Raw genomic sequence first — 13,856 nt, 5'->3', positions numbered from 1 at the left:
GTGTTTGTAAAGGTTGTTGCACAGAAAGCTACACCCAAGTGACATAATGCTAAAACATTTGCTTGCAAGGTAGCAACGGCAATAATTTGACATTCCCAAAAAAACTGTGGGTTTCAGCATTCTTTACTACCCACTGTTTACACAAGAAAATAGGCGTGCACCCGATAGAGTGAACGCCTGAATTATAATTTCGTTACAAGATTGTTCGGTTACAAGATTCTCTTACCGAGAAGCGAGGCGATCAAACCAACTGCAAGCCGTGCCGTTCGTCTGCTTTCATCGAGGGTCGGATTCAATTCGACAACATCCATGGACGTAATGAGACCCGATATCGCTAGCAGCTCGAAGGCAAAATGAGCTTCCCGGTAAGTTAGTCCACCGGGAACTGACATACTGACCCCAGGGGCCTCCAAAGGATCTAGGCTGTCAATATCAAAACTAAGATGGATACCATCCGTTCCGTTACCGGCGATTTGCAGCGCTTTTTCCATGACCTTCTCGATACCCATACGGTCGATTTCATGCATGGTAAAGCACGTAATACCTTCAGATAGAACTAAATCCCTCTCACTTTGCTCTACATCTCGAACTCCAACAATAACGACATTCTCTCTTTTAATAAAAGCATTTGTCCCCGGAATATCGGTTATCTTGAATTTGGATTTGCCAAGTGCCGCCGCTAGCGTCATCCTGTTCATATTTCCCGTTGGACTAGTATCCTCGGTATTCAAACCGACATGAGCATCGAAGTAAATAACGCCTAAGTTTGTAAAACGTGTTGTCAGCCCTGCAAGTGTCCCGATGGTTACGCTATGATCTCCACCCAGCACAAGTGGGAATGTCCCTTGAAGAGCCGCTTGTGACACATGCTCCGCCACCAGCCTACTCATCTCCATGACTTCAGGGAAATGCTTTACTACCGCATCCTTTGCTTTGTTTGGAGGAAGTACGGCAATTTCCGGATACTTTACCGTATGCACAGCCGCTAGTTCATACTCTGTTTTACGGATTTGCCGCAATAAGCCCGCCTGTTCTAGGCTATCAGGACCAAGTTCAGTTCCAGTTCGTCCGGACCCAAGCCCAAAAGGCACTTGAATTATAGTTAATTGTTTATCGTTCCCCATCATAAGCACCCTCTTATCGTTTTATCCAAATCGGAAGGAATTCTATTTCACTTAAGCACCAGCTCGATGCGCTCAAGTGCCCAATCTATTTGGTCTTTTGTAATGGTGAGCGGAGGTGCGAATCGTATCGTCGTTTCGTGTGTCTCCTTACACAGAATGCCTAACTCTTTTAGCTTCTCACAGTAAGGGCGAGCAGGTTCGACCAGCTCAAGACCAATGAACAATCCGCGACCTCGTACTTCTTTGACATTTTTACTATCGATTTTCCGCAGCTTATCAATGAAATAGGTTCCCAATTCGGCCGAACGTTCAACGAGACGCTCTTCCTCCAAAACATCCAAGGCTGCAATAGCAACGGCACAGCCCAATGGATTCCCGCCAAAGGTAGACCCATGCGATCCGGGGTTGAACACACCTAGAATTTCCTCATCTGCTGCAACGGCGGAAATAGGAAACACGCCACCCCCTAGTGCTTTCCCCATTATATATATATCCGGTCTCACCGATTCCCATTCACATGCGAACAGCTTTCCGGTTCGGCCAAACCCCGTCTGAATTTCATCGGCGACTAAAAGAATGTTGTTCTCTTTACAAAGCTGTGAAGCTTTGCTTAAGAATCCTTCCTTCGGAATCACAATCCCTGCTTCCCCTTGAATCGGCTCCACTAAGAAAGCAGCTGTATTCGGAGTTATGGCTTTCTTTAGTGCTTCCAAATCGCCGTAAGGAATGATTTTAAAGCCTGGAGTGAAAGGCCCAAAACCCTCTTTATACTCATCCGAAGACGAAAAAGAAGTTATCGTAATCGTCCTCCCGTGAAAGTTCCCTGCACAGACGATAATTTCAGCCTGATCCGTCAGCACTTTCTTAACTTGATACGCCCAACGCCTTACTGCTTTGAGTGCAGTCTCCACCGCTTCAGCGCCTGTATTCATGGGCAGGATCATACTTTTCCCTGTCATAGCTGAAAGTTTTTCATAAAAGACACCAAGTTGATCGTTGTGAAACGCTCTGGAAGTCAATGTTACTTTATCCGCCTGATCTTTAAGTGCCTGAATAATTTTCGGATGCCTGTGCCCATGGTTTAATGCGGAATAGGCGCTCAGCATGTCCATGTAACGGTTGCCTTCAGGATCTTCCACCCAAATACCTTCCGCTTGTGAAACAACAATGGGCAGCGGGTGGTAATTATGAGCGCCGAAGCGTTCGATTTGCTGGATGATCGTTTTCGATATGCTTTGCATAGGGCTTCAATCCTTCTCTAAGATATGTTATAGTATGCGTTCTCCAAATACAGAGCCAATCAGCTCCACGGCTGTTCTTGCTGTTTTATTATGTTGATCAAGCATCGGATTTACTTCGACAAACTCAGCGGATACGAGCACATTACTCTCATACAGCATCTCCATCGCAAAGTGGCTTTCCCTATATGACATCCCTCCTGATACCGGAGTGCCAACACCCGGAGCTTCCGCAGGATCCATTCCGTCAATATCTAGACTAAGATGAACGCCGTCCGTTCCGTTCGTTACGATTTTGAGCGCTTCTTCCATGACATGCCTCATTCCATAACGGTCAATCTCATGCATCGTAAAGACGCGAATTCCTTTTTCCTTCAGGAACGTCCTCTCGCCATGATCGATCGATCTGGCTCCTATGATGACCACATTCTCCGGCTTTACCTTTGTTTCTACACTGCCGATCGATACCAACTCCGAGTGCCCGTACCCGAGTGCAACCGCTAAGGACATGCCGTGAATATTACCAGAGTACGTTGTCTCCTCCGTATTCACATCCGTATGTGCATCAAACCAGATGACCCCGAGCCTGTTCACATGCTGTAGAACCCCTTTAATGGTTCCAATCGCAATACTATGATCGCCACCGAGAATGAGCGGAAATTGACCTTTGATCATTTCACCAGTGACAACTTGGCATAATTCATTATTCACTTTACTTATTTCTTTTAAATACTTCAGTTTTTCGCCTGTCCGACATGCATCCAAAGCTCTATTCACATGAATATCGCCTAAATCCTGTACCTGATAGCCCAAAGCTTCAAGTCTATTAACCATATCGGAGCCTCTTAATGCGCTTGGTCCCATCTCCACGCCATTTCGATCTGCGCCATACTGCAGCGGAACGCCAATTATGGAAATACTATTTTTCTTCATGGTATTCATCTGAAGCGCTCCTTTTCACCTAGTGGAAATGCTCATCTCCATAAACACAAAATCCTCCTAGATAAAACCTATAAAATGGCTTTTCTCCTCAGGAGGATTCTGCATAGATGCCTTATTCAACACCTAATTATATAAATGGCATGCAATATACTGACCATTAACTTCCTTCAATATCGGCTTTTCTGTCTTACAAATGGCCATGCACTCACTGCATCGTGGATGGAATGTGCAGCCCGAAGGCGGATTGGCGGGGCTTGGTACATCACCCTGAAGAACGATCCTTTCCTTCTTGACTAAAGGATTCGGTATCGGTACGGCAGATAACAAAGCTTTCGTGTAGGGATGCTTCGGGGAATTAAACAGTTCATGCTTATCCGCAAGCTCCACAATTCTCCCCAAGTACATTACGCCTATGCGGTCGCTAATATGCCTTACAACACTTAAATCGTGCGCAATGAACAAATACGTCAACTGAAATTGCTCCTGTAAATCCTGAAGCAGATTGATCACTTGCGATTGGATCGATACATCCAAAGCGGATACCGGCTCATCGGCTACGATCAGCTTAGGGTTTAAGGCTAGCGCACGGGCTATCCCTATCCGTTGGCGCTGTCCGCCACTGAATTCGTGCGCATACCGTTTGGCATGGTAGCTGCTCAAGCCGACGACATTCAGAAGTTCCTCCACGCGTCGGTCTCTTTCTTTGCCGTGGGCTAGACCGTGAATAATGATCGGCTCCGCTATAATTTCACCTACAGTCATACGCGGATCTAGAGAGGCATAAGGGTCCTGGAATATCATTTGCATTTCTCTACGCAGCTTCCTTAACTCCCCCGGATTCATGCCGACGAGATTGGTCCCCTCATACAATACCTCTCCTTCTGTAGGCTGAAGCAGCTGCAGAATCGTCCTTCCTGTTGTCGATTTCCCGCATCCGCTTTCGCCTACCAACCCTAGCGTTTCCCCTTTGAAAATCGTGAAATCCAGTCCATCAACAGCCTTGACATGGTTCACGGTACGGCTGAATATTCCTTTTTTGATCGGGAAATATTTTTTTAGGTTTTTAACCTCAACAAGTGGCTGCTTCATTTTGAGCCTCCCCTGTCGAAGAATGGAGCCAGCAACGGCTGAAGTGGTCGGTTTCGACTTCTATTAGCAGTGGAGCTTTTTGCCGGCAAATATCCAAAGCGAACTCGCAGCGAGGAGCAAATGCGCAACCTTCGCGCAGGCTGCCTGGAGTCGGCACGATCCCTTTAATAGCATACAATCTCTTTTCATCCGAATGCATGTTCGGGATCGATTTCATGAGTCCTTGTGTATACGGATGTTTCGGGTTTGTGAACAGTTTTACTACGTCGGTTTCTTCCACGACTTTTCCGCTGTACATGACAATGACACGGTCACACATTTCGGCAACTACGCCCAGATCGTGAGTGATCATCATAATAGCCGTATTATGTTTCGTCTTAAGCTCCCTCATTAGATCCAAAATCTGCGCCTGAATCGTTACATCGAGCGCCGTGGTCGGTTCATCAGCAATCAATAGCTTCGGATTACAACTCATCGCCATAGCTATCATCACCCGCTGCCTCATTCCTCCCGATAGCTGATGAGGATATTCATCGACAATTTGCTCTGGCCTAGGGATACCTACGAGTTTGAGCATCTCGATCGCACGTTCCCTCGCCCTTTGCTTGTTATACCTCATATGGATTTCAACCGCTTCGCCGATCTGCTGGCCGATTGTAAACACTGGGTTCAGAGAAGTCATTGGTTCTTGGAAAATCATCGCCATTTCATTACCGCGAATCGTTCTGATTTCTTTGTCCGAAAGCGCTAACAGATCTTTCCCATTAAACGTGATTGAGCCTTCTACCACCTTACCGGGGGTAAGCCTCATCGCCGTTAAAGAAGTCACACTTTTGCCGCAGCCGGACTCTCCGACAATGCCAACAGTTTCTCCCTCACGAACCGTGATGTCAACTCCGTCTACGGCCGGTACTACACCCTCATCGGAATAAAAATAAGTCTTGAGCCCTTTGATCTCAAGTAATTTGTTCTTCAATGTATGACCTCCCGTTACAGCTTCATCTTCGGATCAAGGGCATCGCGCAAGCCATCGCCCAACATGTTGAAAGACAATACCATAAACATAATGGCAAGTCCGGGTATGGTGCTGACATGAGGGGCCGTTCTCAAATATTCCCTTCCCGTGCTGAGCATAGCCCCCCATTCCGGTGTAGGCGGCTGAGCCCCCATACCTAGAAAGCTGAGTCCGGAGGCAGTCAATATGGCCGTTGCGATTCGTAAGGATGACAACACGATAATAGGAGCAATACTGTTCGGAATCACATGCTTAATAATGATAAACGCATGAGTGCCCCCCATCGCTTTGGCAGCCTCGATAAATTCTTTATTCTTCACAGAAATGACGGCGCTGCGGGAAATACGAGCAAACGTCGGAACCGAGAAAATACCAATGGCAATCATCACGTTGCTCATACCAGGACCCAAGACACTTACGATCGCCAATGCCAACAGGAAGCTCGGGAATGCCATGAAAATATCCACGATACGCATGATCAACATGTCGGCCTTTCCTCCAAAATAGCCGGAGACCGTTCCTAACGTAACGCCGATAATAACGGAAATCAATACCCCGACGATGCCGATCATCAATGAAATTTGAGTACCGTAAATGATCCTAGATAAAATATCCCGCCCGAATTCATCTGTACCAAACGGATGGCTCCAACTAGGAGTTTCAAGCATTATTTGCATATTTTGCACGATAGGATCATAGGGAGCAATCCATCGTGCCAAGAGCGCGACGATGACAAAGATCACTGTCATCCACAGTCCGACCAAGGCCCGTTTATTCTGTTTAAATCGGCTCACCATCATGTTCCAAGGCGTACGGGGGACGTAAGCCTGTTGGTCCAGATGGTTCTGCGCCCCTTGTTGATCTGCTGCTTCTAGCTGACTCATGAACGTGCTCCTTTCTTAGTCGTATCTCACCCGGGGGTCTACTAAACTGTAGCAAAGGTCGACGATCAAGTTCACCACGACAAAAATGGTGGCGATAAACAGAACACTACCCTGAATCGCCGGATAGTCCCTAAACTGAATGGATTGAATCACATAGCGTCCCAGCCCGTTCATAGAGAACACCGTCTCCGCAAGAACCGCTCCCCCCAACAAATGACCGAATTCCAATCCGATAACCGTAATAATCGGGATTAGCGCATTCTTCAAGGTATGCTTATAGATCACGGCCTTTTCCTTAACACCTTTCGCGCGTGCCGTACGAACGAAATCTTGGTGAATAACTTCCAATATGCTGGAACGTGTCAGTCGGGCAAGGATAGCTGATGAAGAAAGGCCTACAGCAAACGCCGGAAGTATATAATATTTAAGCCCGTCATTCCCTCCGGATGGAAGGATTTGCAGGTAATATGAAAAAATAAGAATTAGCATGAGTCCCAACCAAAAAATTGGCATAGATATTCCGAACAAGGAGAACATCATCGTGAGGTTATCCCAAATACTGTTCGGCTTAGTGGCAGAAACGATTCCGGCAATAAGCCCGATCAACACCATAATAATAATGGCCATGACGGTAAGTGTAATTGTGGTCGGGAATCGCGTGAGAATCTCTTGTAGAACAGGTCGGTCAGAGCGTAAGGATGTTCCGAGGTCACCACTTAACAAATGATACACATAACTTCCATATTGCACATACAAAGGTTGATTTAGTCCCAATCGATCCCTAACGAGCTCTACATCCTGCTCGCTGGCTTCATTGCCGGCTATCAAACGGGCTGGATCACCTGGAACCGAATGAATCAGGATAAACACAATAATGGATACACCAATCAAGGTCGGGATCATCTGCAGCATACGCTTTATGATATAGCTAAACAACCTGGTGCCTCCTTGTGAAAATGGGGGGATGTAAGTCATCTCCCCCATTTATCTAGATTTCTTATTTCTTCACAGCATCACGCAAAATAAGTCGTTCGTTAGTCCAATTATAGACGCCCTCTACATTTTTGCGAACCCCAGTAATTTGCTTATTATCCAAAACGAAAATCCAAGGGGCTTGCTCCTTAATTATTTTCAACGCGTCACTGTAAGTCTTCTTACGTTCGTCAGGATTTGCCGTTTTCATGCCCTTATCAAGCAGCGCGTCCAAATCTGCATTCGTGATTCCAGAGAGGTTATTGCTTCCAGTTGTAGCAAAATTCGGTCTTGCCGCCCAGTCCGCATCTCCAGTTGAAGCTCCCCAACTATCCATGATTACGTCGTAACCGTCTTTCTTCGGATTGGTTGTTAAACCTTTGTACGTGCCCCACTCATATTTCCGGAATTCCACGGTAAATCCAACAGCTTGTAAATTGCCTTGAACAAACTCAGCGATTTGACGATCCATCAAGTAACGGCCTTCCGGTGTCCACAGCATAATCTTGGTTCCCGGCTTAACACCGGCTTCAGCAAGCAGCTGCTTGGCTTTTTCCGGATCATAAGGATAAGCACCTACGGAGGAATAGCCTACGATCGGCTCTGCAACAGCCGCCTCAGAAACCTTACCATATCCAGACAAGATTTTTTTCACAATCGTGTCTTTATCGACCGCATAGTTCAAGGCTTGACGAACTCTTACATCATTGAAAGGCGCCTTCGTAGTATTTAGAGGAAACTCAAGAGTTCTAGAGCTTGGAGAAACGATTACATTCACTTTGTCGTTCCCTTTAAGCCGCTCTACATCTGTAGGAACGACAGGCGAGATCACATCAGCTTCACCTGTTTCCAGCATGATGGAACGCGACGCATTTTCAGGAACCGGCTTAAACGTAATCGTCTTCACTTTCGGCTTGCCGCCCCAATAAGTAGGATTGGCCTCGAACACAACTTTGGTGCCCGGTACCCATTCTTTCAGTTTAAAAGGACCAGCGCCGACGGGCGCTTTACCGATATTTTTGCCCTGCTCTTTCAGATTTTTCGGGCTATGAATAGCGCCAGCCGCTTGAGCAAAATAAGTTAAAGCGGGACCGAACGGAAACTTGAGATCGAAGCTGACTTGATATTCGCTATCCGCGTTCACTTTATCGATAAACTCAGCATAAAACGAATATCGATTCAGCTTATTCTCTTTGTTCAGAACCCGGTCAAAGTTGAATTTGACGGCTTCAGCATTCAATGGGGTATCATCTTGAAATTTGACCCCTTCACGAAGCTTAAACGTCATTTTCTTTCCATCTGTAGATGTACTCCACTCTTTCGCCAGCTGAGGTACGATTTTTCCTTCTTTATCCAAAGTAACCAATTTGTCGAAAAGGAGTTCAGTCGCATTGTTGGATAAGGCGTCATTGCTATCCTGCGGGTCCAAAATCGTAGGTTCAGCACCTAAAGCGACAACAAGATCTTTCGGTTCTACAGCGGCTTGATTATCAGTTCCTGAGGATTTTGATGAACTGCTGCAAGCGGAAAGAACAAGCATCGTGCACAAAAACAATATAAATGAAATTTTTTTCAAAATAACTACCCCCTATAATTAATTATTGCGTTCATTACTGGCCTTCCATAATACAAACTCATCGCGAACTTGGCGTAATGAGTCTGGATCAAAACATAAATCATAGGCGGTCATTGCCAAAGCCTTTGCAGCTTGGTTCAATCCCGTCATGCCTCCCTCGGAGCACGCCGCATCGCGAAATTCCGGGGTATGCGGGGTTACATCACCAATTCTAATGTACGGATGAATGGTAGCTGTGATTTGTCCCACATTACCTATGTCTGATGAACCTATTCCTCCTCTTTCTGGAGGGTTGGTTACTTCAAGACCCATAAGAGTTAAATTGTCTTTAAATAAGCTGGATAAATATTTATTATTATTTCTTTCCGCATATATCAAACCTTCGCTTATCTCACACGTTGCTCCTACTGCTTCTGAGCAGTGGTGAACCACCGTATAAATTTTGTCTCTTACTACGTTCAGTTCTTTAACCGTAGGAGCTCGAAACATAAATTTCGCCTCGCAATAATCGGGCACAACATTAGGTGCATCTCCTCCTCTTGTTATAATTCCGTGAATTCTAACATCTTGCTTAAAAAACTGACGTAAAGAATTAATGGCTACATAGGAGTTAATTAGAGCATCTAAGGCACTGATTCCTTTTTCAGGCTCAGATGAAGCATGAGCTTGTTTTCCATAAAACTTGAATGTTGTATCTACGCAAGCCAGTCCTCCACGCATCACCATATTGCTTTGACGTGGATGGCACATCATAGCTGCGTCCACCTGATCGAATACACCCTTCTCGCTCATAATGATTTTGCCGCCGCCATCTTCCTCAGCAGGAGTACCATAGACTTCTATTTTTCCCGGGAAATCAGGAAAACAATCTTTAAGAGCTAGTGCGGCACCAACGGCTGCAGTACCTATCAGGTTATGGCCACAGGCATGACCGATTTCAGGCAAAGCATCATACTCGGCTAGCAAGGCGATTGTAGGCCCTTCTGAACTTCCTGCCCAAGAAGCGCGGAAAGCAGTCTCCAAACCCGCTATGCCCGTTTCCACCTCAAAACCCGCTTTCTTTAGGGGCTCCGTTAACCAATGAACCGCTTTGTACTCGTTAAAGGCTAATTCCGGATTGGAATGAATCTTAAGAGCAATTTCGCGCAATTCAGGGTCCCGGGTGTCAACAGCTTGCTGAATGTGTTTTTTAGCTAGTAATAATTGCTCAATCACCTTTTGTCATCGCCTTTCGATTTATGCATGTCAGATTAACTAACACTTCATGTATTAATTTTAAACCATCACCACGATATAAGTAAAATTAATATTTTTTTGCTATATACCAAAAATTTTTTAATAACAAAAGGTTAGATTGATGCCGTGGATCAGCATAAAAACAAAAAAGGAACACGCCGTTTATCGGTGTCCCTTTACGGTTTATGTTATTTGTTTGATATAGGAGACAAAGTGATCCACCATTGTGTATTGCAATGACGTCTCTCTGTACAACATCCAAGTGTTTCTTATAATCGGCTCGCCATTTTTACGCACCAAATTGATTAGATGTAACCCATCCTCTGGTCTTACAAAATTGCTAGGAATAATGGCGTAGCCCAATCCATTTTTCACCATTTCTTTACAAGTTTCATAGGTATCAACCTGCATCGTAATAAAAGGAGGCTCCGTATATCTCTCATACCACCAATCTTCAATCGTTCGGCTCAAAGAGGAATGAGATTGAACATAACTTGTAGATGATTTGCTAGTAAGTTTAGGCACTTTATAATTAATCCTAGGTAATTCGGGCAGCCTATCTACATCGATTTTCTCTTGGGATATTATGCTAATGTTTCCTTCATTGATCAGATATTTTTCATCAAACCATTGAAATTCCCCTCTGACTATCGCCACATGAATATCTTCAAGAAGCAGCAATTCAAATATTTCGTCACTCCAACCCGTATTCACATTGAGCTGCACTTTAGGGTAGGCATTAATAAAATTCTTTAAAATTGGAGGAAGGTTATGAAGCCCAAAATAGCTGAAGACCCCTATTCTTAAATTGCCTTTTACTTCATTTCGCATGTTTACGATATAATCTTTTGTATTTCTCAAATCAATCAGATTTTTATTGGCGTAAGTAACCAAATACTCCCCTTCGGGGGTAAGCTTAACTCCCTTTGCGCTTTTGGTAAAGATGGGGACACCAAACTCTTTCTCTATTTGATGAAGTCGATAAGTTAATGCCGGTTGTGTAACATATAGGCGTTCCGCTGCTTTAGTTAAGTTTTGTTCTTCCGAAATAATTTGGAGCATCAAACAATCCTTCTCGTTCATGCACTTCCCCCTCGATATAGCAATGACTTATATAAGGCAACCTATTTGAACATTCAAGCATCTTCCCCTCGTGGCGTTCTAATTTCGTTAAGTTTGATTTTATAAATCTCCCCCCATTCTTTCATAGATACTATGATCGGTACTAACGTCTTTCCAAAATCGGTAAGTGAGTATTCCACTTTGGGCGGTATTTCTTTATAAACTTCTCTATGAATGATCCCGTCCCGTTCAAGCTCCCGTAACTGCAATGTAAGCATAAACTGCGTAATACCCGGATTGAGACGTCGAAATTCATTAAATCTTTTCGTTCCGTCAATGAGATGATAGAGTATGATCCCTTTCCATTTCCCCCCGATGACGTCCAGAGTTGTCTCCACAGGGCATCCTGCCATGTTTGGACTAGCACCGTATTTGTTTCTTCGATCTCCCATTACCCTATCTCCCTCCAATGGTATGATTTTTAGTACTATATAATAAAATTATGCGTACTTCCTTAAAGTAAGTATACAACATATAATTCAAACGTACGATATACCAACTTGAAAGGAAGAAGAAAAATATGACTAATCACCAAAAAATGAAAGCAGTCGGCGCTTACCGATATCTCCCTATATCCAATCCGGAGAGCCTTGTTGATCTGTATATTGAAAAACCGATTCCTACTGGACGCGATCTACTGGTGGAAGTAAAAGCCATCTCTGTCAACCCTGCCGACTTGGGCGTACGAGAGAAAACCAACTATGAAGAAGAATCACCTAAAATTCTTGGTTGGGATGTAGCTGGGATCGTGGAACAGGTTGGACCTGAATGTCAGTTGTTTAAACCTGGAGATGAGATCTATTATGCGGGGAGTGTGGCTCGCCCAGGGGGTAATAGTGAATTTCACTTGGTAGATGAACAAATTGTGGGAAACAAACCGAAGAGTTTGGATTTTGCACAAGCAGCCGCTTTACCGCTTACCTCGATTACTGCCTGGGAGGGTTTATTTGATCGTTTAGGAATCCATCTCAGTGTAGAAGAAAATAAAAATAAAAGCATACTCATTATCGGAGCAGCAGGAGGAGTAGGGTCGATTGCTACTCAACTTGCCAAATTAGCAGGTCTAACTGTAATAGGAACTGCTTCACGCCCAGAGTCAATCCAGTGGACCAAAAATCAAGGGGCAGATTTTACAATCAACCACAATAGCCATTTTGCATCGCAACTCAAGACTATTGGATTTGAGACTGTCGATTATATATTTTGCTTAAATGACACAGTACAACACTTTGCGAATATGGCAGAGGTCATAACACCCCAAGGTAAGATTTGTTCAATCGTTCCTGCAGATAAAGCCTCTTGGACGGGAAGCTTGGATATGGACCTGCTTTTTTCTAAAAGTGTCACGTTTGTATGGGAGCTCATGTTTACCCGATCCATGTTCCATACCAAAGATATCATCAAACAACACGAGTTGCTGAATGATCTGGCCGACTTAATCGATAAAGGTAAGTTAACAACCACTTTAACTGAACGCCTAGAACCAATTAATGCAAAAAACCTACGTGCAGTACATGAAAAAATGGAATCAGGTAGATCGATAGGAAAGATTGTGCTGGAAAACTTCTAATAAGCTTCAAGATTATGAAGGCATCTTACTGTTCGCATATGCAGCCGCCCCGATCATACCAGCTTGTCCACCTAATTTCGCTTGTTCTATCTTACAAGCATGGGAAGAAAGCTTTAAAGCATGATTTCGGGCGGTATCACGTACTGAATTTAGCAAGCGATCACCAGCTGCCGACATTCCACCACCAACTATAATTACTTCTGGATTTAATAAGTTGATTACATTCGAAAGACCGAATCCAAGAATCTTTCCTGTTTCATGCATAACCTCAATTGCAAGTGAATCTCCCAGATCGTATGCTTCTGAAATCATATGGGCAGTAATTGCCGTCCGATCGTCTCCCACCCATTGCAATACGGTACTTGACCGCCCTTCCTCAAGCTTGTCTGTAAAGGTTTTAACCATTCCTATCGCAGACGCGTATCTCCCTAGACAGCCTGAGCTTCCACAACGACAAGGGCGACCTTCCCGGTACATATTCATATGCCCAATTTCGCCCGCGCTAGATGTTGTACCGTAAAAAACCTTGCCATCATTTACAATACCAGATCCTAGACCAGTACCTAACGTGATCAATACCAAGTTTTTGTAACCGATGCCTGCGCCAAACAGCCATTCACCATACATATTTACCCGCACATCATTGTCGATAAAAACAGGGAAGTCAAAATTACTTTTCATTTGATTAACAACATGAATGTTTTCCCAATCTGGAAAGTTTGGTGAAAATATGGATAGACCTTCATCTGGATCAAGTAAACCAGGGATTCCCATACCCATGCACTTAATAGAAGTTTGATTGATTCCTTCGAACGACATCATCTCTTGAACAATTTCTTTAATTCTGTTTAACACATGAGTAGGTCCTTTTGCTGCTTCCGTGGGGTCACTTCTTTCGTGAATTCTTTGAAACTCCGTGTTGAAAATTGCGGACTTAATATTTGTTCCACCAAGATCAATTCCAATTACATATTTACTCATAACTATCTCCACTCTCACATAATTTCAAATCCGATAAAACACAAACTATGAAGTCAAGGATAATTAAGGGATATGTCTTTCCAGTACTCCCACGCCTTTAAATACAC

At 44.3% G+C, this 13,856-nt stretch carries 13 protein-coding genes; 1 reads left to right on the top strand and 12 read right to left on the bottom strand.

Going from position 1 to position 13,856, the window contains the following annotated elements; all coding sequences use genetic code 11:
* Positions 1 to 209 precede the first annotated feature (209 nt).
* The 11 genes from rocF (QFZ81_RS03280) to QFZ81_RS03230 all read right to left on the bottom strand — a co-directional run bounded on the left by rocF (QFZ81_RS03280) (position 210) and on the right by QFZ81_RS03230 (position 11,590).
* Complete coding sequence (rocF, locus tag QFZ81_RS03280; RefSeq protein ID WP_307601426.1) at positions 210 to 1,127, bottom strand: arginase; 918 nt, start codon at positions 1,125 to 1,127, stop codon at positions 210 to 212.
* A gap of 44 nt (positions 1,128 to 1,171) precedes the next feature.
* Positions 1,172 to 2,365 carry an ornithine--oxo-acid transaminase gene (locus QFZ81_RS03275; protein ID WP_307448169.1) on the bottom strand — a complete coding sequence of 398 codons (1,194 nt, stop codon included), beginning with the start codon at positions 2,363 to 2,365 and terminating at the stop codon, positions 1,172 to 1,174.
* A gap of 27 nt (positions 2,366 to 2,392) precedes the next feature.
* Positions 2,393 to 3,295 (bottom strand): arginase, encoded by a 903-nt coding sequence (rocF, locus tag QFZ81_RS03270; protein WP_307450083.1) that lies wholly within the window; start codon positions 3,293 to 3,295, stop codon positions 2,393 to 2,395.
* A 132-nt stretch (positions 3,296 to 3,427) separates the two neighbouring features.
* Positions 3,428 to 4,393, bottom strand: coding sequence for an ABC transporter ATP-binding protein (locus tag QFZ81_RS03265; protein ID WP_307601424.1), 966 nt, complete (start codon positions 4,391 to 4,393; stop codon positions 3,428 to 3,430).
* Positions 4,374 to 5,369 (bottom strand): ABC transporter ATP-binding protein, encoded by a 996-nt coding sequence (locus QFZ81_RS03260; RefSeq protein WP_307448172.1) that lies wholly within the window; start codon positions 5,367 to 5,369, stop codon positions 4,374 to 4,376. The genes QFZ81_RS03265 and QFZ81_RS03260 overlap by 20 nt, the downstream gene beginning before the upstream one ends.
* Before the next feature lie 14 nt (positions 5,370 to 5,383).
* On the bottom strand, positions 5,384 to 6,292 hold the full coding sequence (gene nikC / locus QFZ81_RS03255; protein ID WP_307448174.1) for a nickel transporter permease: 909 nt from the start codon (positions 6,290 to 6,292) through the stop codon (positions 5,384 to 5,386).
* Positions 6,293 to 6,307: 15 nt separating this feature from the next.
* On the bottom strand, positions 6,308 to 7,228 hold the full coding sequence (gene nikB / locus QFZ81_RS03250; protein WP_307448176.1) for a nickel ABC transporter permease: 921 nt from the start codon (positions 7,226 to 7,228) through the stop codon (positions 6,308 to 6,310).
* A gap of 61 nt (positions 7,229 to 7,289) precedes the next feature.
* The gene (locus QFZ81_RS03245) at positions 7,290 to 8,840 is read right to left on the bottom strand and encodes a glutathione ABC transporter substrate-binding protein (RefSeq protein ID WP_307448178.1); all 1,551 of its coding nucleotides are present in this window, start codon (positions 8,838 to 8,840) and stop codon (positions 7,290 to 7,292) included.
* Between the two features lie 18 nt (positions 8,841 to 8,858).
* The gene (locus tag QFZ81_RS03240; protein WP_307448180.1) at positions 8,859 to 10,055 is read right to left on the bottom strand and encodes a M20 family metallopeptidase; all 1,197 of its coding nucleotides are present in this window, start codon (positions 10,053 to 10,055) and stop codon (positions 8,859 to 8,861) included.
* A 204-nt stretch (positions 10,056 to 10,259) separates the two neighbouring features.
* A complete protein-coding gene (locus QFZ81_RS03235) occupies positions 10,260 to 11,159 on the bottom strand; it encodes a LysR family transcriptional regulator (protein WP_307448182.1) in 900 nt (299 codons plus the stop codon).
* Positions 11,160 to 11,212: 53 nt separating this feature from the next.
* Positions 11,213 to 11,590 carry a winged helix-turn-helix transcriptional regulator gene (locus QFZ81_RS03230; protein ID WP_307448184.1) on the bottom strand — a complete coding sequence of 126 codons (378 nt, stop codon included), beginning with the start codon at positions 11,588 to 11,590 and terminating at the stop codon, positions 11,213 to 11,215.
* Between the two features lie 128 nt (positions 11,591 to 11,718).
* Here QFZ81_RS03230 and QFZ81_RS03225 point away from each other — a divergent pair, with 128 nt between their 5' ends.
* Positions 11,719 to 12,768 carry a zinc-binding alcohol dehydrogenase family protein gene (locus tag QFZ81_RS03225; RefSeq protein WP_307448187.1) on the top strand — a complete coding sequence of 350 codons (1,050 nt, stop codon included), beginning with the start codon at positions 11,719 to 11,721 and terminating at the stop codon, positions 12,766 to 12,768.
* A 12-nt stretch (positions 12,769 to 12,780) separates the two neighbouring features.
* On the opposite strand, the gene QFZ81_RS03220 is transcribed toward QFZ81_RS03225, so the two are convergent.
* The gene (locus tag QFZ81_RS03220) at positions 12,781 to 13,749 is read right to left on the bottom strand and encodes an ROK family protein (protein ID WP_307448191.1); all 969 of its coding nucleotides are present in this window, start codon (positions 13,747 to 13,749) and stop codon (positions 12,781 to 12,783) included.
* Positions 13,750 to 13,856 lie beyond the last annotated feature (107 nt).

Origin of the sequence: Paenibacillus sp. V4I9 (assembly GCF_030817295.1) — a bacterium.
In the GTDB taxonomy this organism is placed as follows: Bacteria; Bacillota; Bacilli; order Paenibacillales; family NBRC-103111; genus Paenibacillus_E.
This window is presented reverse-complemented; position numbering and strand designations above follow the sequence as displayed.